Origin of the sequence: Pseudomonas sp. NBRC 111139, assembly GCF_001753955.1 — a bacterium.
Lineage (GTDB): Bacteria > Pseudomonadota > Gammaproteobacteria > Pseudomonadales > Pseudomonadaceae > Aquipseudomonas > Aquipseudomonas alloputida.
In genome coordinates this window covers 57,608-79,972 of the sequence record NZ_BCBP01000028.1, presented here as the reverse complement: position 1 = coordinate 79,972, position 22,365 = coordinate 57,608, and the positions used below count along the sequence as shown (strand labels likewise).

Below are 22,365 nucleotides of genomic sequence, written 5' to 3'. Positions count from 1 at the left end.
TGGCGGCGGGAAGGGCAGAGCTTGGGCCAGCCGGGGGGTAAATGCAACCGAACCGGGCACGCCGCTCGCCAGGCCTGAGGTGGCATTCCATGCACTGCGTATTGGGGTGAATACGATGGCAAACATAAAAAAGCCCCGCGGGCCAAGGCCTGCGGGGCAAACGGTTGGGGGAGGAGCCAACCAAAGGAGTCGTTGAGCAGTGGAATCAGTGTGCGCTGGCCACTGTCTCCGGTTGCCAGCCGCCACCCAGGGCCTTGTAGATCGAGACGATGCCGCGATAAAGGTCGACTTCACCCTGAGCTTGTGCATCTTCAGCACTTAGCCGCTCACGTTCGGCATCGAGCAGTACCAGGTAGTCCACGGTACCCTCGCGATAGCGAATCGAGGCCAGTTCTGCAGCCTTGCGGCTGGCGTCGCTCTGGCGCATCAGCGACAGCAGACGCTGCTGGGTCTTGTCGTAATCGCTGAAGGCGTTGGCCGACTCTTCCAGTGCCAGCAGCACCTGCTGTTCGTAGTTGGCCAGAGCCCCTTCGGCATCGGCCTTGGCGCCGCGCAGGCGGGCCCGCACGCTGCCCAGGTCGAAGGCCGCCCAGGTAATGCTCGGGCCCAGTGCCCAGGCGTTGGCCGCCGAAGAGCCGATCTGCGAGCCGCGGGCGGCGGTAAAGCCGAGGAAGCCACTAAGGCTGACGCGCGGGAACAGGTCGGCGGTGGCCACGCCAACGTTGGCGGTGGCGGCCGCCAGTTGGCGCTCGGCGCTGCGGATGTCCGGGCGGCGGCGCAACAGCTCACCCGGGTCACCGACCGGCAGCGCCTTGGCGATGGCCGGCAGGGCCTTGGGCGACAGGTCTACGCTGAGCGCGTCAGGGCGCTGGCCGAGCAGGGTGGCGATGCGATGCCGCGCCCGTGCCTGTTCGGCTTGCAGTTGCGGCACGGTGGCTTCGACCCCGGCCAGGCGGGCATCGGCACGCACCACGTCGAGGTCGTTGCCCACGCCGGCATCGCGCAGGGTTTCGGTGATGGTGCGCGATTCCTGCTGGGTCTTGAGGTTGGCCAGGGCAATTTTCTCGCGCAATTGCGCGCCACGCAGCTGCCCATAAGCATCCACCAGCTCGGCGATCAGGCTGACCTGCAGCTGTTGCAGGTCGGCGGCGGCTACCGCTTCCTGGGCTTCGCTGGCTTCGATCTGGCGCTGGATGCGCCCGAACAGGTCAAGCTCCCAGGCCATGTCCAGGCCCAGGTCGTAGCGCTCGCTGTTCACCCGCTCGGTGGTCTGGCCGGGGATCTGGCCTTTGCCGAGATCGCTGCTGGCACGGCTGGTGACCACCGGGAACGGGTCGTTTTCGGCGTCTTCGCGGATCGAGCGAGCCGACTTCAGGCGGGCGAAAGCCACGCGCAAGTCACGGTTGCCGTCCAGCGAAGCCTGCACCAGCTGGTTCAGCACCGGGTCGTCGAACTGCTTCCACCACAGGCTCTCGAAGCGGCTACGGTCGTAGGCCTTGGCCTGCACATCGCTGCCCAGTTGTGCAGGTTCGGTGGCGGGCGCCTGATAGTCCGGGCCTACCGCACAGGCCGCCAGGGCCAGTGCCAGCAAGCTTGGGGTCAAGGGTTTGAGCAGGTTCATGCATGGTTCTCCAGCACTTGAGCGTGTTCAGCCTTGCGGGCCTGGCGACGCTCGACGAAACGGCGGATCAGGAAGAAGAACACCGGGGTCAGGAACAGGCCGAATACGGTCACGCCGATCATCCCCGAGAACACCGCCACCCCCATGGCATGGCGCATTTCCGAACCTGCTCCGGAGCTGAACACCAGGGGCACCACACCCATGATGAAGGCGATCGAGGTCATCAGGATCGGCCGCAGACGCAGGCGGCAGGCTTCCAGCACCGCAGCCAGCGGGTCGAGGCCCTTGGCCTGTTCGTCCTTGGCGAACTCAACGATCAGGATCGCGTTCTTGCACGCCAGGCCCACCAGTACGATCAGGCCGATCTGGGTGAAGATGTTGTTGTCGCCACCCGAGACGATCACACCGGTGATGGCCGACAGCAGGGTCATCGGCACGATCAGGATTACCGCCAGCGGCAGGCTCCAGCTTTCGTACTGGGCGGCCAGCACCAGGAACGCCAGCAGTACGCACAGCGGGAACACCAGCAATGCGGTATTGCCCGAGAGGATCTGCTGGTAGGTCAGGTCGGTCCACTCGAAGGTCATGCCGTTGGGCAGTTCCTCTTTCAGCAGCTTCTCGATCGCAGCTTCCGCCTGACCAGAGCTGTAGCCCGGGGCGGCAGCGCCGTTGATCTCGGCAGTGATGAAGCCGTTGTAGTGCATGACCCGGTCCGGCCCGGAGGTGTCGCTGACCTTGAGGAAGGTCGCCAGCGGGATCATCTCACCAAGGTTGTTGCGCACTTTCAGTTGGCCGATCTGCTCGGCATCAAGGCGGAACTGCTGCTCGGCCTGGACGTTGACCTGGTAAGTGCGGCCAAAGCGGTTGAAGTCGTTGGTGTACAGCGAGCCCAGGTAAACCTGCAGGGTGTCGAAGATGTCGGTAATCGCCACACCGTGGGTCTTGGCCTTTTCCCGGTCGATGGCGGCATCGACTTGTGGCACGTTGACCTGGTAGCTGGTGAACAGGCCTGCCAGCTCTGGGACGTTGTGGCTTTTGGCGATGATGTTCTGGGTTTCCTTGTACAGCGCTTCGTAACCCAGGTTGCCACGGTCTTCGATTTGCAGACGGAAGCCGCCAATCGTGCCCAGGCCCTGTACCGGCGGCGGTGGGAAGATGGCGATGTAAGCGTCCTGGATGTCGGCGAACTGGGCATTCAGCGCGGCTGCGATGGCTGCCGCCGACTGGCTCGGGTCCTTGCGCTCATCGAATGGCTTGAGCGGGGTGAACACGATGCCGCTGTTAGGGCTGTTGGTGAAACCGTTGATCGACAGGCCCGGGAAGGCTACCGAGTCGGCCACGCCAGGCTGCTTGAGGGCGATTTCGCTCATGCGCTTGATCACCGCTTCGGTACGGTCGAGGCTGGCCGCGTCCGGCAGTTGGGCGAAGGCCACCAGGTACTGCTTGTCCTGGGCCGGCACGAAACCGGTCGGCGTGGACGAGAAGCCGAGGTAGGTCAGGCCCATCAGGCCGGCATACACGAACAGGGCGATGCCGCTGGAGCGGATGACCCGGCGCACGCCACCGACGTAGCTGTGGCTGGCCCGGTCGAAGAACCGGTTGAAAGGGGAGAACAGCCAGCTGCCCAGCAGCTTGTCGAGGAACCGCGAGAAACGGTCCTTGGGTGCGTGATGGTCCTTGAGCAGCACCGCGGCCAAGGCTGGCGACAGGGTCAGCGAGTTGAACGCCGAAATGACGGTCGAGATGGCGATGGTCAAGGCGAACTGCTTGTAGAACTGCCCGGTCAGGCCGGAAATGAACGCTGCAGGTACGAACACCGCGCACAGCACCAGGGCGGTGGCGATGATCGGCCCGGTCACTTCGCTCATGGCTTTTTGCGTGGCTTCCAGCGGCTTCAGGCCCAGCCCGATGTTACGTTCGACGTTCTCCACCACGACGATGGCATCGTCCACCACGATACCGATGGCGAGCACCAGCCCGAATAACGACAGCGCGTTGAGTGAAAAACCGAACAGGTGCATGACCGCGAAGGTACCGATCAGCGAGACCGGCACCGCCAGCAGCGGGATGATCGAGGCGCGCCAGGTCTGCAGGAACAGGATCACCACCAGCACCACCAGCACCAGGGCTTCGAACAGGGTGTGCACCACTGCTTCGATGGAGCCGCGCACGAAGATGGTCGGGTCATAGACGATGCTGTAGTCCATCCCCTCCGGGAAGTCCTTTTTCAGCTCGGCCATTTTCGCCCGCACTTCGTCGGAGATCTCGATGGCGTTGGAGCCTGGGCGCTGGAAAATCGGGATGGCCACCGCCGGCTGGTTGTTCAGCAGCGAGCGCAGGGCGTACTGGCTGGAGCCGAGTTCAACCCGGGCGATGTCTTTCAGGCGGGTGATCTCGCCATCGGCACCGGCGCGGATGATGATGTTCTCGAATTCTTCCTCGTTGACCAGACGGCCTTGGGTATTGATCGACAGTTGGAAGCTGGTCGAGCCTGGGGCAGGCGGCGCGCCCAGCTGGCCGGCGGCCACCTGGCGGTTCTGCTCGCGGATTGCCGCGACCACATCACTGGCCGTCAGGTTGCGCGAAGCGGTCTTGTTCGGGTCCAGCCAGACGCGCAGCGAGTAGTCGCCCATGCCAAACAGCTGCACATCGCCTACGCCGCCCAGACGCGCCAGCTCGTCCTTGATGTTGAGGATGGCGTAGTTGGACAGATAGAGCATGTCGTAGCGGTTGTCCGGCGAGGTCAGGTGCACGACCATGGTCAGGTCAGGCGAGGCCTTGTCGACGGTGATACCGATACGGGTCACTTCCTCGGGCAGCTTGGGCTGGGTGCGGGTGACGCGGTTCTGCACCTGCACCTGGGCGTTGTCCAGGTCGGTACCCAGGGCGAAGGTGATGGTCAGCGTCAGCTTGCCGTCCGCAGTGGACTGGGAGGACATGTACAGCATGTTCTCCACACCGGTAATGGCCTGCTCCAGCGGCGCGGCAACGGTTTCGCCGATGACCTTGGGGTTGGCGCCGGGGAAGTTGGCGCGCACCACCACGGTGGGCGGCACCACTTCGGGGTATTCGCTGATCGGCAGCTGGAACAGCGAGATAGAACCCGCGATCAGCAGCACCAGCGACAGCACCGCGGCGAAGATCGGCCGGGTAATGAAGAATTTCGAGAAGTTCATCGGTAGGGTCCCTTAACCGCGTGGCGCCTGGGCGCTGGCGACTTTCACGTTGTTGCCCGCCACCTTCGGCGCCGGGTTGCTGGCCTCCAGGGCCTGGCGCTGCTGGGCGAGGGCGGCGAGGGTTTGCTCGCTCGCCATCTGTGTTTCTTCCGGGGTTACCGGCGAACCAGGGCGCACGCGCTGCAGGCCCTTGACCACGATGCGGTCGTCCTTGCCCAGGCCGCTGCGCACGATGCGCAAGCCTTCCAGTTTTGGCCCCAGTTCCACGGCGCGGTAGGTGGCTTTGTTGTCCTTGTCCATGACCAGCACAAACTTCTTGCCAAGGTCGGTGCCCACGGCTTCGTCGTTGATCAGCATGGCGTCGTACTGGGCGCTGCCGACCAGCTTCAGGCGCGCATACAGGCCCGGGGTGAACTGGCCGTTGCTGTTGTCGAATACCGCGCGGCCGCGGATGGTGCCGGTGCGCGGGTTGACCTGGTTGTCGACGAAGTTCATCTGGCCCAGGTGCGGGTTGCCGCTTTCGTTGGTCAGGCCCAGGTATACCGGGGTGCTCTGGCTACGCTGGCCTTCACGGGCCAGCTGGGTGTACTTGAGGTACACGCGCTCGTCGGCGTCGAAGTAGGCGTAGACCTTGTCGGTGGACACCACACTGGTCAGCGGGGTGACATCGGCGGTGACGATGTTGCCGGCGGTGAACTCGGCGCGGCTGACACGGCCACTGATGGGCGCGGTGACGCGGGTGAAGCTGAGGTTCAGGCGTGCCAGGTCGAGCTGGGCCTGGATCGCATCGACGCCGGCACGGGCTTCGGCGGCGGCACTGCTGCGCGATTCGGCCAGTTCGGCGGAGATGGCGTTGCTGTCACGCAGGCGCTCGCCACGGCGGGCTTCGTTGGCGCTGCGGATGGCGGTGGCCTTGGCCTGTTGCAGCTGGGCTTCAAGGCGGCGGACTTCAGCCTGGAACGGGCGCGGGTCGATCTGGAACAGCAGGTCGCCTTTCTTGACCTGGGCGCCTTCGGTGAAGGCGACCTGGTCGATCTGGCCGGAGACCCGCGGGCGCACTTCGACGGTTTCCGGGGCTTCGAGGCGGCCGGTGAACTCGTCCCATTCGGTGATCGGTTGTTCGATCACCTTGGCCACACTTACCTTCGGCGCGGCGGGAGCCTGCACGGCGTCGGGGGTTCGACCGCAAGCGCTGATCACCACCACTGCCAGGGCAGCGAGGGGGAAGCGCAAGGGTTTGAGTGATTGTTCCATGGAGAACTCCGCCAATGTATTAGTAGTGGGCGGAGTGTGAGTGTGTTGCGCGCGAGGCACGAATCGAACGGGACGAAGGTTAATATCACGCTGAATGATAAGTGGGGATCAACTATCGATGGCTGCCAGGGTTGGGCGCAGGGCACCGCCTGTGCGGGCACCACGTTACGTGAGAGCCTGGGCCTGGCCATTCAGTGAATACTTGAGGCCAGCTCGAAGATTGGCATGTACATGAGGATCACGATCAGGCCGATCAGCAGGCCGATGAAGGTCATCAACAGCGGCTCGAACAGTTTGACGAACCATTCCACCCAGCGGCCGATTTCCTGATCATGGAAGTCGGCGCAGCGCTCCAGCATCTCGCCCAGGTTGCCAGACTGCTCGCCAGCGCGCAGCAGGCGCAGTGACACCGGTGTCACCAGGTGCCCGGCCGCGAGTGCATCGGAGAGGGGCAGCCCTTCGCCCACCCGCTGGCTGGCCTGCTCCAGGCCCTGCGCTGCTGCGTTGCCGAGCAGGCCGCGGGCCATGCCCATGGCGGTGAGGATGGGGATGCCGCCTTGCAGCAGGATGCCCAGCGAGCGATAGAAACGCGCCAGCTCGTACATCATCAGGCGCTGGTGCAGCGCGGGCAGGCGCCGCAGTTGGCAGGAGGCCCAGTACCGTACACGCGGGTGCCGGCGCAGCAGCCAAAGCGCCGCGACCCCACCGACGGTGCCCAGCGCCAGTGGCGCTTGCTGGGCATGCAGAAACAGGCCGACCTGCATCAGCACCCGTGACAGCCAGGGGAGCTCGGTGCCCATGCCCTCGAACACCTGGCTGAACCGCGGCACCACATAGCCGAGCAGGAACAGCACCACACCGCCTCCCACCAGCAACAGCAGTAATGGGTAGACCGAGGCACCCACCAGCTTCTGCCGGACCAGGTCCAGGCGCTGGCGATAGCTGATGTAGCGGGTGAGGGCGTCGCCCAGAGCACCGGTGCGTTCGCTGGACTGCACCAGCGCCACATACAGCGGCGGGAATACCCGCGGTTGCTGGCCCAGCGCCTGGGACAGCGAGCGGCCCTCGTACAGCTGGCGCACCAGCTCGGCGAGCACCTTGCGCGCTGTCGCTGCGGGGCTCTTCTCCGCCAGGCTTTCCAGTGCGTCAATCAGCGGCAGGCCGGCATTGAGCAAGGTTGACAGTTCCTGGCTGAACAGCACCAGGTCGAACGCCGCTTCACGGCGCCAGGCCATGCCGCGCAGGGTGCCGCCGCTGCTGCGCAGGCTGAGCACACGCAGGCCTTGGTCTTCGGCCTGGCGGCGGGCCTGGTCGGCGTCCTCGGCGTCGATCTGCAACTGCACCACACCCTGCCTACCCAGGGCCTTGAGGCTGTAGCGCATGGCCGCTCTCCTTACTGCCAACTGGTGATTTCGGCGTTTTCCCCATCACCACCCGGCTGGCCGTCCTTGCCCATCGACAGCAGGTCGTATTCACCGCCGTTCTCGCCAGGTTGCCGGTAGATGTAAGCGCGGCCCCACGGGTCTTGCGGCACGGCCTTCTGCAGGTACGGGCCGGTCCAGCGAGCCTCGCCACTGGGCGCGACCACCAGCGCCTGCAAACCTTGTTCGCTGTTGGGGTAGTGGCCGACCTCCAGACGGTACAAGTCCAGGGCCTTGCTCAGCCCCTCGATCTGCGCCCGCGCTACCTTGGCCTCGGAGCGGCCTAGCTGACTGAAGTATTTGGGGGCGACGATGCCGGCCAGCAGGCCGAGTACTACCAGTACCACCAGGAGTTCAAGCAGAGTGAAGCCACGTTGCGGGTTGGTTCTGCGCTGCATGGTGAAACCCTCCACTGCATGGGGACAAGCGTTGACATGCACCATGCAACAGCCGTGCACGTCTGCCTTGGGGCCTTGCGCCATGCGGCACAGGAAGCGGCACAGTGCTTGCGTCGTGGTGAATGTCCTCGGGTTTTCCGGGGCATTTCCCCCACATCGGGGGCCACGACGAAGAGGCGACCGGCATGCGTGGACTCATCCTCGGTTTGATCTGGCTGGCGGCAGGTGCTGCCCAGGCCGATGTGTACATCTCAATCGATGCCAAGGGTGGCTACGTACTGACCAATGTCCATCGACCAGGGCGACACTATGAGAAGGTGATCAGCGAGCCGCTGGCCCAGGGCGGGCCGGTCAAAGCGCAGATGATCACCGGCCGCCCTTACGCCGAGGTAGTCGCCACGGCTGCGCGCCTCCACAACCTGCCGCCGGCGCTGCTGCACGCGGTGATCAAGGCCGAGTCCGGCTACAACCCCAAAGCCCGTTCGCGGGCGGGTGCAGTGGGGTTGATGCAACTGATGCCGGACACCGCCCGCGAGATGGGGGTGCAAGACCGCCTGGACCCGGAGGACAATGTGCAGGGCGGGGCACGCTACCTCAAGCAGATGCTCACCCTGTTCGACAACGACATCACCTTGGCCGTGGCGGCCTACAACGCTGGCCCGGATGCTGTACTGCGGCGCGGTGCCGTGCCGCCGTTTGCCGAGACCCGGCGCTATGTGCCCACGGTGCTGCGCGAGTATCGAAAGTTGCAAGGGTTGACGGATGATTCGTCTTTGTAACAGCGGGCGTGCAGCTCAAGCATTCCCGCAGGGGCGGCGCCACCCTCAAGCTGTTTTGGGTAGGTGAAGTCAGGGCGAATAAATACCCTTCGGCGGATGCCATCAATTTAATACTATAGTTTCCCCAAGTCTGGGCTATAACCTTCTGAAGGTGCCCAGCTGAGGAGTCCGTTATGGACGCCGCCCCTCGTTCCGTCACTCTTGACGTGCCAGCCGGTAGCGAGTTGGCCGCCCCGCGCAAGCCATTCAACCTGCTGCGCTGGTATGCCTGGGTCAGTCTGGCCATCATTCTCTCGGTGGCGGCCGGGCTGGGGCTGATTTCCAGCCGCTTCATCATCGACGAGAGCGTCGAGCGTGATGCGTTACTCACCGCACAGTTCATCACCTCCATTGCTGATGCCGAAGTGCGCCATGTGTCGATCCCCAATGTGCGGACCATGGGCGAACTGCTCGATCCGCGCACCGACCGCAATAACTTGCCCGACGTCGACCCGCAAGCCCGACGCAAGGCCCGCGGCGAGTTCCTCGACCATATCGCTCACCTGCCCGATATGCTGCTGGCCAATATTTATGCTTTGGACCATACAGTGATCTGGTCCACCAACCCGGCACTGATCGGCAAGCTGATCGAAGGCGACGAAGACCTGAGTCGGGCTTTCGAGTACAAGATGCGGGTCTCGGCCAGCTACCACAATTTCGAACAGGCCCGCGCCGAGCAGAAGTTCATCACCCCGCCCAAGCAGTTGTTCATCGAGAACTACATTCCGCTGTTCGATGCCGATGGCGATCGGGTCACCGCGATGGTCGAGATTTACAAGGAGCCCCACGACCTGATCGCACGCATCGAGCGTGGCCTGATCCTGATCTGGTTGGCCATCACGGTCGGCGCTGCACTGGTCTATGTCGGCCTTTACGGCATCATGCACCGCGCCGCACGGCTGCTGGCGGTACAGCAGAAACGCCTGATCAGCAGCGAAACCTACGTGGCACTGGGTGAGGTGTCTTCGGCGGTGGCCCATAGCTTGCGCAACCCGCTGGCCAGTATCCGCTCAAGTGCGGAACTGGCCCTGGCGTTCGACGAAGGCCCGGCGCAACGCCAGGTCAACGATATCATCAGCCAGGTCGATCGCATGTCGCAGTGGATCCGCCAGATGCTGCAGTCACTGCGCCCGCTGAACGACGAGGTATTGGCGGTGGACTTGCCGCAGGCGTTGCAGGAAAGCCTGCAGACCTACGCTGTGCCGCTGGCGCGCAGCGGGGTAAGCCTGGACCTGCAACCGTTACCGGCCGTGCAGGTGTTGGGGCACCCGGTATTGCTGCGCCAGGTATTCAGTAGCCTGATTGCCAATGCCTTGGAGTCGATGGAGCAGGGCGGGCGGTTGCGTATCGAGGTGGTACGTCACAACCGGCGCAGCCTGACTTTGCGCCTGTCCGACAATGGCAAGGGCATGAACGAAGAGCAGCAGCGTATGGCTTTTCGACCGTTCTTTACCACCAAACAGGGTGGGCTGGGGGTGGGGCTGGTGCTGGTGAAACGCATCATGGAACGTTTCGGTGGTACGGTCCGGCTCAGCAGCAGCGAAGGCCATGGCACGAGGGTTTCGTTAAGCTTTCGACTGGCCTGAATATGTCAAATTACCTCAATATAATTTAGTAAGGTATTGATATAAAAGGATTTTTATTTTTGGGTGATAATCACCCAGATGTGGGGAATCATCCTCTAATCATTCTTAATAAGTTCTTGCAAGCTACTGAAAAATAACGTTTTTAATTTGGCATGGTCCTGCTGGCCGAGTTTTTGCAGCGAAGTTTGTGAAGCGCGACACGCGACAAATGGCAGCTGCGACTGCCCAGGTGGATTGCTACCCAGTGGCTGCTGCCATTGGCCTTGATGCAGTTCTGAACGTACGCCCTGCGCGGGAACCACGCGATGCAGATGCTGGAAAACGAAGCGCCCGACAAGGCCAATGCGACCGCCAGCGGACGGGCCGTACCCTTGCGTGAATTCAACCTGCTGCGCTGGTTTTCGGTGATCAGCCTGTTGATCATTACCGCGGTGGCAGGTGGGCTGGGTTACGTTTCGACGCGCTTCGTGGTGCGCGACAGCGTGCAGCGCGATGCCATGCTCACCGCGCAGTTCATTCAGGCAATGGCCCAGGCTGAAGTGCGTCATTCGCAATTGCCGCCTGGCACCACCATGGGCGAATTGCTGGACCCGCGGCTGGACCTGCAGCACTTGCAGTTCACCCCGGCCTTGGCCGAATCGACCCGCGTCGAGTTCCTCGATCATGTCGAGCACCTGCCGGACACCTTGCTGGCCAACGTCTATGCCCGCGACCGCACTATTGTCTGGTCCACCAACGTAGAGCTGATTGGCAAGCAGATAGAAGTTGATGGCGATCTTGAGCGCGCCTTCCGCTCGCGCAAGGCGGTGTCGGCCAGTTATCACAAGGCCGCCGAGGATCGCGAAGAGCAGAAGTTCCAGCGCGCACCGCGTTACCTGTTCATCGAGAACTACATCCCGCTGTTCGACAGCCAGGGTGAGCAGGTACTGGCCATGGTGGAAATCTACAAGGAGCCGCAGGACCTCATTCGGCGCATCCAGCGCGGCTATGTGCTGATCTGGGCCTCGACACTGGTGGGTGGGGCGTTGATCTACTTCGGCCTGTTCTGGATCGTGCGCCGTGCGGCGCACATGCTGCACCTGCAGCAGGAGCGGCTGGTGGCAAGCGAAACCTACGTGGCGCTGGGAGAAATGTCGTCGGCCGTGGCTCACAGCATGCGTAACCCGCTGGCCAACATACGCTCCAGCGCCGAACTTGCCCAGGAAACCGCCAACCCTGCTGCGCAGAAGAACATCACTGACATCATCAGCCAGGTCGACCGCATGTCGCGCTGGGTGCGCGACCTGCTGGTGTCGCTACGCCCGGCCAGTGACGACCCCGAGGCCGTGGACCTGGTGGCGGCCATCGAGGACACCCACCTGGCCTTCGCCCAGCAGATCGAACGCAACGGCGTGCGCTTCCATTTCGAAGGGCCTGACGTGCAGTGGGTGGTCAGCCAGCCGCTGCAGCTCACGCAGATTCTCAACAGCCTGTTTTCCAACGCCCTGGAGGCCATGCCCGCTGGCGGGATGCTCAATGCCCAGGTCAATGTGCAAGAAGGCCTGCGTGCCGAGTTCGTGCTGACCGACACCGGCAAAGGCATGAGCCAACAGCAGGAACGGATGGTGTTCAAACCGTTCTTCACGACCAAGCAGGGAGGCCTCGGTGTAGGCCTGGCCCTGGTCAAACGCATCATGGAACGTTTTGGCGGCTCGGTCAGCCTGAGCAGCCGCGAAGAGGAAGGAACCCGCGTCAGCCTTACATTCAATATTGCAGCGGGAGGGGAACATGGAGCACAGCATCCTGGTCGTCGAGGATGATGAAATCCTTGCCGACAACATTCGCACCTACCTCAGCCTCAAGGGCTACGAAGTCATCGTGTGCCACAGCGCGGAGCTGGCGCTGGAGCAGATCAAGCGGGCGCAACCTGACGCGGTGCTGACCGACAACTCGTTGCCAGGCATGAGCGGGCACGACCTGCTACGTACCCTGGTGGCCCAGGCGCCAGACCTTAAAGTGATCATGATGACCGGCTACGGCAATGTCGAAGATGCCGTGCAGGCGATGAAGGAGGGCGCCTTTCATTACCTGACCAAGCCGGTGGTACTGGCCGAGCTCAAACTGACCTTGGACAAGGCCCTGGCTACCGAGCGCATGGAGCGCACGCTGTCGTTCTACCAGGAGCGTGAGGCGCAGAAGTCCGGGTTGCAGGCATTGATCGGCGAGTCGCCGGTGATGCTTACCCTCAAGCACACCCTGCGCCAGGTGCTCGATGCCGAGCGGCGCATGGCCAGTGACGACCTGCCACCGGTGCTGATCGAAGGCGAGACCGGTACGGGCAAGGAACTGGTGGCCCGTGCCCTGCATTTTGATGGTTCGCGCAGTAAAGGGCCGTTCATCGAGTTCAATTGCGCTTCGATCCCTGCCAACCTGCTTGAGGCTGAACTGTTTGGCCACGAGAAGGGCGCGTTCACCGATGCCAAGGAGCGCCGGGTGGGGCTGGTGGAGGCTGCCGATGGCGGCACCCTGTTCCTTGACGAGATCGGCGAAATGGACCTGGTGCTGCAGGCCAAGCTGCTCAAGTTGCTGGAGGACCGCAGCATCCGCCGGATTGGTGCGGTGAAGGAACGCAAGGTGGATCTGCGGGTGATCAGCGCCACCAACTGTAACCTGGAGCAAATGGTGCAGCAGGGCAAATTCAGGCGTGACCTGTTCTTCCGGCTTCGCATTATCGCCCTGAAGGTGCCGCGCCTATATTCGCGTGGGCAGGACATTCTGCTACTGGCGCGGCATTTCCTTGCCCACCATAGCCGGCGTTATGGCAAGCCGAACCTGCGCTTTTCTGCCGAGGCCGAAAGCCTGATGCTCGGTTATAGCTGGCCTGGCAATGTGCGTGAATTGCGCAACATGCTGGAGCAGACCGTGTTGCTGGCGCCGAACGAGGTGGTGCAGGCGCATCAGTTGAACCTGTGTATGACCTTGGTTGACGAGCCGTTGACGCAACAGCCGATGGCGGCCATGTTCGAAATGCCGCGGCACGAGCCAGAGCCGGGTACAAGCCTGCCTGACATGGAGCGTGACCTTGTCTGCAAGACCCTGGACCGCACCGACTGGAACGTGACCAAGTCGGCGCGGATGCTTGGGTTGTCGCGGGATATGCTGCGTTACCGGATCGAGAAGTTGGGGCTGACCCGGCCTGACAAGCGTCAGTGGTAGTACAGACCGTGTCGTCAGGGGTTACCTGTGCCCGAGCTGCCTTCTCCTTGCCGGCCGGTACCTTCCGACCCACTGCCATCCATTCCCGGCAGATCGCGGTTGTCATTCTGCTTGGCCGGCGGGCTTTGCGGTTCGTTGCCCTGTACGCGCGGATCGGTGTCCCGCGGCAAAGGCTTCTCGATCGGGTTGAGGGTACTGTCCACGCCTGGCTGTGGCGCCGTATTGTGCGGGTCGTCGGGGTAGGTCGGACCGGTGCCGACAGCAAACGCCAGCTGCGAGGCGAGCAGGGCAATCGACAGGATGATTGAGCGGGGCATGGCAGGCTCCTTTGCTGTACGGGTAAGGCTCATACTTCTCTTTGGCCTTACCCGAAACGTCAAGGTGCCATTACCCCGATCAACGGTCACACCACCAGCGACAGCAACATGATGAAAATGATGCCGACGATGGACAGGATCGTCTCCATCATGCTCCAAGTCTTGAAGGTTTCTGCCACGGTCATGTTGAAGTACTGCTTCACCAGCCAGAAGCCGGCGTCGTTCACATGCGACAGGATCAGCGAGCCGGCACCGGTGGCCAGTACCAACAGCTCACGGTTCACCCCCGGCACCAGGTCGATCACCGGCGCCACGATACCCGCGCCGGTGATGGTGGCGACCGTGGCGGAGCCGGTCGCGATGCGGATCACCGCCGCCACCAGCCATGCCAGCATGATCGGCGAAATTTCTGCCTGCACAGCCATCTGCCCGATCACGTTGCCTACGCCGGTGTCCACCAGCATTTGCTTGAAGCCACCGCCAGCGCCGACGATCAGCACGATGGCGGCAGTCGGTGCCAGGCTCTGGTCGAGCATCTTCATGATCTGCTGGCGGTTGAAGCCGCGGGCCGAACCGAAGGTGTAGAAGGCCAGTAGCAGGGCGGCGAGCAGGGCGGTGATCGGGTGGCCGATCAGGTCCATCCACTGGCGCACGATGTGCTCGGCAGGCAGCACCACGTCGGCGAACGTTTTCAGCAGCATCAACGCGACCGGCAGCAGTACGGTGATCAGGGTGATGCTGAAACTTGGCAGGTTGCCCTGATCGGACTCCTTGGCGATCTGGTCCATCAGTTCCTGGGACGGGTTGCCCGGGATGTAGCGGGAAATGAAGTTACCGAACAGAGGGCCGGCGATGATCGCGGTGGGCAGTGCGACGATCAGGCCGTAGAAGATGGTCTTGCCAATGTCAGCATGGAAAATGCCGATCGCCAGCAAGGGGCCCGGGTGTGGTGGCACCAGACCGTGCACCACCGACAGGCCGGCCAGCAGCGGAATGCCGATTTTCACCAACGAGACGCCCGAGCGCCGGGCGACGATGAACACCAGGGGAATCAGCAGCACAAAGCCGATTTCGAAGAACAGCGGGATGCCCACCAGGAAGGCGGCGAACATCATCGCCCAATGCACGTTCTTCTTGCCGAAGGCGCGGATGAGGGTTTGCGCGATCTGGTCGGCACCACCGGAGTCGGCCATCAGCTTGCCGAGCATGGTGCCCAGGGCGAGCACGATACCGACGAAGCCGAGTACGCCGCCAAAACCGTCCTGGAACGATTTCATGACCTTGGCCACCGGCATGCCGGAAGTCAGGCCCAGGAAGCCGGCCGCGAGGGTGAGGGCGACGAAGGGGTGAACCTTGAAGTGGGTGATCAGCAGGATCAGCCCGACGATGGTAACCAGCGCGTCGAGCAGCAGGAAGGTATCAGTAGCCAGTCCGAACATGGTTTGAAGGCCTCGGTCTTATCGTTGTTTTGGGCGTAGCTTTTTGGAGTCTTTGCCGCGTTTACGGGTTGGGGTAGCGCTGTCTTTGGTGAGACGGAAAAGCCGCCGAGGTCAGGCGGTTTGCGCCAGGCCCGGCTCACCGCAGCGCTTTAGCCAGTGGTCCACCGCTTCGGCCAGTGCTTCGATCGGTTGGGTGGCGTCCAGTGCCAGCGTCAGTGGCTCGCCGCGTGGCGATTCCAGGGCCGCGAACTGGCTGTCGATGAGGCTGGCCGGCATGAAGTGCCCTGGGCGAGCCAGCACGCGTTTTTCGGCCTCGGCAGGCGACAGTTCGAGGAACACGAACACCAGCCCGGGCATGGCATCGCGCAGGGTGTCGCGGTAGCGGCGCTTGAGTGCCGAGCAGGTCAGGATCGGGCGTTCACCGGCCTGGGTGGTGGCTTGCAACTCTTCACCAAGGCGGACCAGCCAGCCGGCACGGTCGCTGTCGTCCAGCGGGATGCCAGCGCTCATCTTGCGGATGTTTTCGGCAGGGTGGAAAGCGTCGCCTTCGATCAGGCGGCCGCCGCTTCTGGCAGCGATGGCAGCGCCGATGCAGCTTTTGCCGCAACCGGCCACGCCCATCACCACAATAGCGGACAGGGGAGAATTCATCAGTACCTCCTGCGGGTGAGATAGCGCTGTCTCGCCGTTGACGAACAGCCACCTCCCCGGTGTTATTGGTCTTGTCCTTACGCAGTATGGACGCCTGGTGGCGAGCGCGTGGTGGCTGCTACCAAAGATTACATTGCCTGCATCCTGAGACAGCGCTACCTTAGTGGCCGTTCCCTCTCCTTGCAAGTAGTAAAATTACAACATTCATGTCCCGCACCGGCTCCCGAACTACAGGTCGTCCCACCCTGGCTGAAGTTGCCAGGCTTTCCGGGGTTTCCCCGATTACCGCTTCGCGCGCCTTGCGTGGGGTCAGCACCGTTGCGCCTGACCTGGTGGAAAAGGTCATCGCCGCAGCGGCGAACCTTGGCTATGTGGCCAACCCGGCCGCCCGGGCGCTGGCCTCGGCACGCAGTCAGTCGGTGGTGGTGTTGATCCCGTCGTTGTCCAACCAACTGTTCATCGACACCCTGGAGGCCATTCACGAGGTCATGCGCCCTCGTGGGCTAGAGGTGCTGATCGGCAACTATCACTACGACCTTGCCGAAGAAGAGAACCTGATCCGCAATTACCTGGCCTATCAGCCCTGCGGCATTTTGCTGACCGGCTTCGAGCGTAGCGATGCTGCGCGGCAGATGCTGGCTGCCAGCGGCGTGCCGTGTGTGCACATGATGGAACTCAATGGTGAGCCAGGGGCTTTGTCAGTCGGCTTCTCGCAGCATCAGGCCGGGCGTGCTGCTGCACGGCACCTGATCGAGCGCGGGCGCAAGCGCCTTGCATTCATTGCCGCGCAGCTGGACCCGAGGGTGATGCAGCGTGCCGAGGGTTTCCGTCAGGCTTTGGCAGAGGCTGGTTTGCAGGCTGCCGAGCTGGAGGTGTTGGCCCCGGAGCCATCGTCGATTGCCCTGGGCAGTGTGCTGTTCAGCCAGCTGATGCAGCAGGCGCCGGATGTCGACGGTATCTTCTTCTGTAACGACGACCTGGCTCAGGGCGCGGTGCTGCAGGCCTTGCGTCAAGGGGTGGAGGTGCCACGCCAGGTGGCGATGGTCGGTTTCAACGATCTACCGGCCTCGGCGCATATGGTGCCACGGCTGACCTCGATTCGCACACCACGGGCTGCGGTGGGGCGGGGCGCAGCGCAGGCGTTGCTGGCGTTGCTGGATGGCAAGCGGGTGACGAATGCGCAGCAGGATCTGGGCTTTGAGCTGATGGTGCGCGAGAGCACCTGAGAGTGCCCGCCAAGGCCTTCTCGCGCGAATGCCACAGGAATGATTGGCCCGAAACGAATGTGCAGCGGGTTTACCTGCGAAGCGGGCGACGGGGGCATGGCACCGGCTGCGCCGGTGTTCGCGGGTGAACACGCTCCTACAGGCGCTGTCGATGCCACGACTTGCCAACGGCGATCTATGCTCAGAAAACCGCGCATAGGGAGCCCCGCGTCATGTTCGATTTCCACCGCAAGTCTGATTTGGCAGAAATCCAGCGCAACCGCCAGGCGTTGGCCAATGCGCAAGCCAAACTGGCCGCTATCGGCCGTTCCATGGCAATGATCGAGTTCGCCCCTGACGGCACTATCCTCGACGCCAACGAGCGCTTCTGCCAGGCCATGGGCTACAGCGCTGACGAGCTGCGAGGCAAGCATCACCGGCTGTTCTGTGAGCCGGACTATGCAAAAAGCGCCGAATACCAGCAACTGTGGCGCGAGTTGGGGCAGGGCAAGGCAATCAGCGGTACGTTCGAGCGCATCGACAAGGCGGGTCGCGAGGTCTGGCTGGAAGCCAGTTACATGCCCGTGCTGGACGAGCACCGGCAAGTCACCAGCGTAATCAAGGTGGCATCGGACATCACCCAGCGGGTGGTGCTGGAGCACGAGAGCGAAAGCCTGCTCAAGGCCATCAGCCGCTCCATGGCGGTGATCGAGTTCACCCCGCAAGGCCGGGTGATCAAGGCCAACCAGAACTTTCTCGACACCATGGGTTACCGCCTTGATGAAGTGGTTGGCCGCCATCACGGGCTGTTCTGCCTGGCGCATGAACGCGAATCGGCCCAGTACCGGGAGTTCTGGGCTTCGCTGAACCGTGGCGAATACCACTCGCACCGCTTCGAACGCGTCAACAAGCAAGGCCAGACTGTTTTCCTGGAGGCCTCCTACAACCCGATTTTCGACAGCAAGGGCCGCCTGTGCAAAGTGGTCAAGTTTGCCAGCGACATCACCCATCAAGTCTGCACCCAGCAAAGCGCCGCCCATGCCGCCCATGCCAGTTCGGTGCAGACCGATGCCTGCGCGCGCAAGGGTACCGAAGTGGTGCAGCAGACCGTGCAGGTAATCGAGCAGATTTCCCAGGAGCTTAACGACGCAGCGCGCAGCATCGATGCGGTAAACAAGCAGTCGGATGTGATCGGGCAGATTGTGCTGACCATTCGTGGCATCGCCGACCAGACCAACCTGTTGGCCCTTAATGCAGCCATCGAGGCCGCGCGTGCCGGCGAGCACGGGCGAGGCTTTGCCGTGGTGGCCGATGAGGTGCGCAACCTGGCTGCGCGAACCAGCAAGGCCACCCTGGAAATCGTCGATGTGGTGCGGCAGAACCACGACCTGTCGCTATTGGCGGTGGCCAGCATGCAATCGAGCCTCAACCGTACCGGTCACGGCGTGGCATTGGCCAATGAGGCGGGGACAGTGATCATGGAAATTCAGCAAGGTTCACGGCACGTCGTGGACGCCATCAGCCAGATCAGCTCGACGCTGCAATTGCATTGAGCGCCTCGCGCATCTCGTCAAGCAGTGCCTGCAGGCTGACTTGCAGTTGCCCGCGTTGCTCAATGGTTGGTAGCCCTCGTGCGTGGGCGTGTTCGATGGCTTCACAGTCTTTGACCACGGTGCGCACCCTGATCATTTTGGCGCCACCCTTGATGCGGTGGGCCAAGGCGCGTACGGCTTCATCAGGGGCGTCTGTGGCCAAGGCACGCAGGGCGGCCAAGTCTTCACCGACGCTTATCGACAATTGCTCCAGCAAATGCCGCGTCAACTGTTCGTCGTCCTGGGTCAGGTGGCGCAATTCGGCCAGGTCGAACCCACCATGGGAAGGCTCCGGCGACGGCTGCTGAGGGCGCACCTGGGGCAGATGGGTCTTGAGCGTGCGCAGACCAATCGGCTTGAACAGGCATTCGTCCATGCCGCTGGCCAGGCAGCGAGTACGCTCCTCGGCCTGGGCGTTGGCGGTCACGCCAAGAATACGGCCTGCTGGCAGGCCGTGTTCGCCCTCCAGGCTACGAATGCGCCGGGTGAGTTCATGCCCGTCCATGACCGGCATGCTGCAATCGGTGATCACCAGGTCGAAGCGCGCTTCCTGCCAGCGTGCAAGGGCGATCTCGCCATTCTCCGCCAGTGTCACGTGGTGCCCCAGGGTTTGCAGTTGCCGTTCCAGCAATAGCAGGTTGGCTGGGTAGTCGTCGACCACCAGAATATTGAGCGGGCCGCTGTTGCTTTCATGTGTCGTGAGTTGAGGGTCCGCTTGTGCCGGTGCTTCGCAGACGGGTAACCGCAGGCTGACTTGTACCCGGGTACCAACGCCCTCGACGCTCTGAAGGCTCAGGGCGCCGCCCATCAGTTCGGCCAGGGTACGGCTGATGACCAACCCCAGGCCTGCCCCTTGACGTGCCCTTGGGCCATCGACCTGAACGAAGGCACTGAACAGCCTGGCCTGGTCGGCGGGGCTGATGCCGATGCCGGTGTCACGCACATTCAGCTCGATAGCCAGAGCGCCGTGGCCGGCAACTTTGGGCAGCAGCAGGCATGCCTGCACTTCACCACGGTCGGTGAACTTGATGGCGTTGCTGATCAGGTTGGACAGAATTTGCTTGAGCCGCAGTGGGTCAGCCAGCACCCATACCGGCTCTGCAGGCAGCTCGCCCTGCAGTTGCAACCCTTTGGCCCGGGCATTGCCTTCGAACACCCGAAGCGTGGCGCGCACCAGTTCGACCAGATTGGTAGGCACCGGTTGCAGGCTGATATGGCCGGATTCGATGCGGGAATTTTCCTACTTACGACAATCGATCGTCAAAAAGAAGAGGTTCCTCTCTGTCCTTATAATATAAAAAAATATCCAAAGAAGCACCTACAAAAATCCAGAAGATTGCCATCAGCTTCTCATGATGCCAAAACAAGCTGTGACAATTGAATTGACGGCTGGGAGTGGTAATTCGAACTGGGTGGGGTGCAAAGGGGAGTGGTGAACACAATGGTTCAAGTAGTGTTGTGCCGATGGCGTATAGCCTGTCATGAGTGTTTCTTTTTTTGATATAGAATGCTGTAGTATTGAGGTTAAACAAATACTAACTGAGGGTGAGTGTCATGGCTGTTTTTTTATTTCGAGCTTAGTGTATTGTTGATCTTTGTGGTTTCCTGAAGTTGGTGGATAATAACCATAGGATTGAGCGCTGTGAAATGGTGCAGGATCCTGTGTTTCCTGACGTGGATGTGATGATTGTGCTGGATTCGTCCGTCCAAGAGTTGCGGGGTTTAGCAGATACACTTGAGGATTGTCACATCATTTCTGAGTCGATAGAGGAAGTTGTTAAGGCATCGAAGATTCGTGGCGAACGTATAATTTAGGGCGCGATAACCTTGGTCGGAACCATTTAAGTGAGGATGAGAGTTCGCTCAAAAATGCCAGCAGACTTTTCAAACTGCTAGCATTCTTCCGGTTGTTAGATCCCGTTCAGGCAGCGAGGTGGTGTCGTATGTTTCCCACATGCCGGCGACTAAGTAATCGAATGATTTACCTGATGGCTCGGGGCTTACCTGGAAACCTTCAACCTATCTCCGATTCCGCATCAGGCCAGATCATAAATTTCGTCAAATCCATCCGCATTCTGACCATGAGCTGTTCGGGATCTGCGCCATCCTTGATCAGATAGGCCAGCATCAGCAGTGTCAGAGGATGGATCTCAAGGTGGTGAGCAATCTCAGCAAGCTTGCCGATGGTGGGCTGCTTGTCGCCTCGCTCCAGTGCAACGAGGTACGTCGCCCCGCTCACCAGCTCGCTCAACTGGCGGCGTGACAGGCTCCGCCGCAGTCGGATTGTCTTAAGCGCTGAGCCAAACGCCTTGGCTAGCTGCTCTTCGTCAGGGGTCATGCTGCTTTTGATCCGCAAAACCGAGTATATAGCCAGATTGCTAAAATCTTTGGGAGTACCCTATAGGGTCAAATTTTTGCTTGCATTCCCAACTTCTTCTGGTAGCCTGAAATGAATCGTATATGTTTTGTGCCTGTTGTGGGGCTTTGTCGCGCCCGTCGTTCGCCTGCTCGGCATATATAATTAAGCTTTCGTAAAAAGTGTCAATGCTATTTACCCTGCGCGGGGTGAGCGGTGGAGGTGTGCATGGATTTCGATGTTGAGCATGAAATATTATCGCGGTACGCACCGTTGTTCGGGCTGGATGGCGGTATTGGTCAAAAGCAGTCGTGGGGCATAGAGTGTGGTAACGGCTGGAGCACTCTGCTAGTCGCGATGTGCAGTGCATTGGAAATGCAGTCCAGGCGTACGCGTCGGCCTATCTTTTTTCAATACATAAAGCAAAAGTATGGAATTTTGCACTGCACGTTAGTGGAACCAGATGATTACTGTCGAGGTGCATTGGACGCCATCATGTGGATGTCATATGTCACCTGTGAGAATTGTGGGAATAGGGGAACCCTCGCGCGAGGTAACCAAGGTTGGATCAGGGTGCTCTGTCCGCCTTGTAGACAAGCCGATCCTGCGTAACGCTAGATTCAGATTCGTCAGCAGAGAGGGCTCATATGTTCTTTACTCATCCTGAGCTAGAGCGCAAAAGCATTCTGGCAGCAGTTCAAAGAGGTCATCGTTCTTGGAGGATGGTCATGCAGTCTGCACCTAAGCCATGGTTTTATATTTCACAGCATTCGGTGTCCGATGAAGTTGATGATATCGACACTCAAATGATCTTGATCGATGATATTTACGAGTTCCAGCGTTTCGTCTCAGCTGAATGGGGAAGAGTCAAGCTGGGTGACATCTATTTCATGTGCCCAGTGTGGAATGATGTTAGAAATCCGCTGCCAACTTGGGAGTTGAGTCTGCTTCTAGAGGTACGTAGTCACGACCCTGGTGATGGGGATCCCTCACGCATCGTTTTTTTCACCGACTCCACGACCTATTTTTCTGACGAGCCCGATGGCGTGTGGGAAAGCTCAGAGATGACAACCCTTTACCGCTGCGCAGATTTTGAAGCTCAATTGGAGCGAATGGATAAACGCGATGACAAGGTAGCGGTAGCTAACGCGGCGCGGACAATACAGCTCGCTTGCGAGCTTTTTCGTGGGGACATTCGAGCTGCTGCCGAGTGGCTTCATACTCCACTCCCTGAGCTTGGAAATCGGGCCCCTTGCGAGATGGTCAGCGAGGAGGATCAAGATCTACTCGCCGAGGTAGTGACCACCCTTGAGCGCCAAAAAGACGATTGAGGTAC

16 protein-coding genes and 2 pseudogenes are annotated in these 22,365 nt (G+C 61.4%); 8 read left to right on the top strand and 10 right to left on the bottom strand.

The window, feature by feature from the left end:
* Positions 1–205: 205 nt before the first annotated feature.
* From BJQ17_RS10760 to gspG, 5 genes are all read right to left on the bottom strand, one after another.
* Complete coding sequence (locus BJQ17_RS10760; protein ID WP_003253851.1) at positions 206–1,621, bottom strand: efflux transporter outer membrane subunit; 1,416 nt, start codon at positions 1,619–1,621, stop codon at positions 206–208.
* The gene (locus BJQ17_RS10755; RefSeq protein WP_003253849.1) at positions 1,618–4,797 is read right to left on the bottom strand and encodes an efflux RND transporter permease subunit; all 3,180 of its coding nucleotides are present in this window, start codon (positions 4,795–4,797) and stop codon (positions 1,618–1,620) included. The genes BJQ17_RS10760 and BJQ17_RS10755 overlap by 4 nt, the downstream gene beginning before the upstream one ends.
* A gap of 12 nt (positions 4,798–4,809) precedes the next feature.
* Complete coding sequence (mexE, locus tag BJQ17_RS10750; protein ID WP_003253847.1) at positions 4,810–6,051, bottom strand: multidrug efflux RND transporter periplasmic adaptor subunit MexE; 1,242 nt, start codon at positions 6,049–6,051, stop codon at positions 4,810–4,812.
* A gap of 191 nt (positions 6,052–6,242) precedes the next feature.
* Complete coding sequence (locus tag BJQ17_RS10745; protein WP_003253845.1) at positions 6,243–7,433, bottom strand: type II secretion system F family protein; 1,191 nt, start codon at positions 7,431–7,433, stop codon at positions 6,243–6,245.
* A gap of 11 nt (positions 7,434–7,444) precedes the next feature.
* Complete coding sequence (gene gspG, locus BJQ17_RS10740; protein WP_014861762.1) at positions 7,445–7,870, bottom strand: type II secretion system major pseudopilin GspG; 426 nt, start codon at positions 7,868–7,870, stop codon at positions 7,445–7,447.
* 185 nt (positions 7,871–8,055) lie between these two features.
* On the opposite strand from gspG, the gene BJQ17_RS10735 reads away from it, so the two are divergent.
* The 4 genes from BJQ17_RS10735 (at position 8,056) to BJQ17_RS10720 (ending at position 13,469) form a co-directional block, all read left to right on the top strand.
* Entirely contained in the window at positions 8,056–8,649 is a 594-nt protein-coding gene (locus tag BJQ17_RS10735) for a lytic transglycosylase domain-containing protein (RefSeq protein WP_004576566.1), read from the top strand.
* A gap of 173 nt (positions 8,650–8,822) precedes the next feature.
* The gene (locus tag BJQ17_RS10730) at positions 8,823–10,274 is read left to right on the top strand and encodes a HAMP domain-containing sensor histidine kinase (protein ID WP_064614678.1); all 1,452 of its coding nucleotides are present in this window, start codon (positions 8,823–8,825) and stop codon (positions 10,272–10,274) included.
* A 305-nt stretch (positions 10,275–10,579) separates the two neighbouring features.
* Positions 10,580–12,073 (top strand): HAMP domain-containing sensor histidine kinase, encoded by a 1,494-nt coding sequence (locus tag BJQ17_RS10725; protein WP_004576568.1) that lies wholly within the window; start codon positions 10,580–10,582, stop codon positions 12,071–12,073.
* Positions 12,042–13,469, top strand: coding sequence for a sigma-54 dependent transcriptional regulator (locus BJQ17_RS10720; protein ID WP_003253836.1), 1,428 nt, complete (start codon positions 12,042–12,044; stop codon positions 13,467–13,469). The genes BJQ17_RS10725 and BJQ17_RS10720 overlap by 32 nt, the downstream gene beginning before the upstream one ends.
* A 14-nt stretch (positions 13,470–13,483) precedes the next feature.
* Here the strand turns inward: BJQ17_RS10720 and BJQ17_RS10715 are convergent, their stop codons facing one another.
* From BJQ17_RS10715 to BJQ17_RS10705, 3 genes are all read right to left on the bottom strand, one after another.
* Entirely contained in the window at positions 13,484–13,786 is a 303-nt protein-coding gene (locus tag BJQ17_RS10715; protein ID WP_060546692.1) for a hypothetical protein, read from the bottom strand.
* A gap of 86 nt (positions 13,787–13,872) precedes the next feature.
* Positions 13,873–15,225 carry a GntP family permease gene (locus tag BJQ17_RS10710; RefSeq protein WP_003253832.1) on the bottom strand — a complete coding sequence of 451 codons (1,353 nt, stop codon included), beginning with the start codon at positions 15,223–15,225 and terminating at the stop codon, positions 13,873–13,875.
* Positions 15,226–15,336: 111 nt separating this feature from the next.
* Positions 15,337–15,876, bottom strand: a complete 540-nt coding sequence (locus tag BJQ17_RS10705) for a gluconokinase (RefSeq protein ID WP_003253831.1) — start codon at positions 15,874–15,876, stop codon at positions 15,337–15,339.
* Positions 15,877–16,082: 206 nt separating this feature from the next.
* Here BJQ17_RS10705 and BJQ17_RS10700 point away from each other — a divergent pair, with 206 nt between their 5' ends.
* The 3 genes and pseudogenes from BJQ17_RS10700 (at position 16,083) to BJQ17_RS32510 (ending at position 18,634) form a co-directional block, all read left to right on the top strand.
* Entirely contained in the window at positions 16,083–17,102 is a 1,020-nt protein-coding gene (locus BJQ17_RS10700) for a LacI family DNA-binding transcriptional regulator (protein ID WP_003253830.1), read from the top strand.
* A 212-nt stretch (positions 17,103–17,314) separates the two neighbouring features.
* Positions 17,315–18,097: pseudogene (locus BJQ17_RS32515) on the top strand (PAS domain-containing protein); the annotation flags it as partial.
* Positions 18,098–18,139: 42 nt separating this feature from the next.
* Complete coding sequence (locus BJQ17_RS32510) at positions 18,140–18,634, top strand: methyl-accepting chemotaxis protein (RefSeq protein WP_371044604.1); 495 nt, start codon at positions 18,140–18,142, stop codon at positions 18,632–18,634.
* Here the strand turns inward: BJQ17_RS32510 and BJQ17_RS10690 are convergent.
* A pseudogene (locus tag BJQ17_RS10690) lies at positions 18,609–19,907 on the bottom strand (response regulator); the annotation flags it as partial. The gene BJQ17_RS32510 and the pseudogene BJQ17_RS10690 overlap by 26 nt on opposite strands.
* Before the next feature lie 780 nt (positions 19,908–20,687).
* A complete protein-coding gene (locus BJQ17_RS10685; RefSeq protein ID WP_070096022.1) occupies positions 20,688–21,011 on the bottom strand; it encodes a helix-turn-helix domain-containing protein in 324 nt (107 codons plus the stop codon).
* A gap of 746 nt (positions 21,012–21,757) precedes the next feature.
* On the opposite strand from BJQ17_RS10685, the gene BJQ17_RS10680 reads away from it, so the two are divergent.
* Complete coding sequence (locus tag BJQ17_RS10680; RefSeq protein WP_175442724.1) at positions 21,758–22,360, top strand: MbcA/ParS/Xre antitoxin family protein; 603 nt, start codon at positions 21,758–21,760, stop codon at positions 22,358–22,360.
* Positions 22,361–22,365 lie beyond the last annotated feature (5 nt).

Bases quoted from the DNA above. Each gene is read 5' to 3' on its own strand.
- BJQ17_RS10680 (WP_175442724.1), top strand. From the start codon at position 21,758: ATGCAGTCTGCACCTAAGCCATGGTTTTATATTTCACAGCATTCGGTG.
- BJQ17_RS10700 (WP_003253830.1), top strand. From the start codon at position 16,083: ATGTCCCGCACCGGCTCCCGAACTACAGGTCGTCCCACCCTGGCTGAA.
- BJQ17_RS10715 (WP_060546692.1), bottom strand. From the start codon at position 13,786: ATGCCCCGCTCAATCATCCTGTCGATTGCCCTGCTCGCCTCGCAGCTG.
- BJQ17_RS10760 (WP_003253851.1), bottom strand. From the start codon at position 1,621: ATGAACCTGCTCAAACCCTTGACCCCAAGCTTGCTGGCACTGGCCCTG.
- BJQ17_RS10710 (WP_003253832.1), bottom strand. From the start codon at position 15,225: ATGTTCGGACTGGCTACTGATACCTTCCTGCTGCTCGACGCGCTGGTT.
- BJQ17_RS10735 (WP_004576566.1), top strand. From the start codon at position 8,056: ATGCGTGGACTCATCCTCGGTTTGATCTGGCTGGCGGCAGGTGCTGCC.
- BJQ17_RS10755 (WP_003253849.1), bottom strand. From the start codon at position 4,797: ATGAACTTCTCGAAATTCTTCATTACCCGGCCGATCTTCGCCGCGGTG.
- gspG (WP_014861762.1), bottom strand. From the start codon at position 7,870: ATGCAGCGCAGAACCAACCCGCAACGTGGCTTCACTCTGCTTGAACTC.
- BJQ17_RS10685 (WP_070096022.1), bottom strand. From the start codon at position 21,011: ATGACCCCTGACGAAGAGCAGCTAGCCAAGGCGTTTGGCTCAGCGCTT.
- mexE (WP_003253847.1), bottom strand. From the start codon at position 6,051: ATGGAACAATCACTCAAACCCTTGCGCTTCCCCCTCGCTGCCCTGGCA.
- BJQ17_RS10720 (WP_003253836.1), top strand. From the start codon at position 12,042: ATGGAGCACAGCATCCTGGTCGTCGAGGATGATGAAATCCTTGCCGAC.
- BJQ17_RS10705 (WP_003253831.1), bottom strand. From the start codon at position 15,876: ATGAATTCTCCCCTGTCCGCTATTGTGGTGATGGGCGTGGCCGGTTGC.
- BJQ17_RS10745 (WP_003253845.1), bottom strand. From the start codon at position 7,433: ATGCGCTACAGCCTCAAGGCCCTGGGTAGGCAGGGTGTGGTGCAGTTG.
- BJQ17_RS10730 (WP_064614678.1), top strand. From the start codon at position 8,823: ATGGACGCCGCCCCTCGTTCCGTCACTCTTGACGTGCCAGCCGGTAGC.
- BJQ17_RS10725 (WP_004576568.1), top strand. From the start codon at position 10,580: ATGCAGATGCTGGAAAACGAAGCGCCCGACAAGGCCAATGCGACCGCC.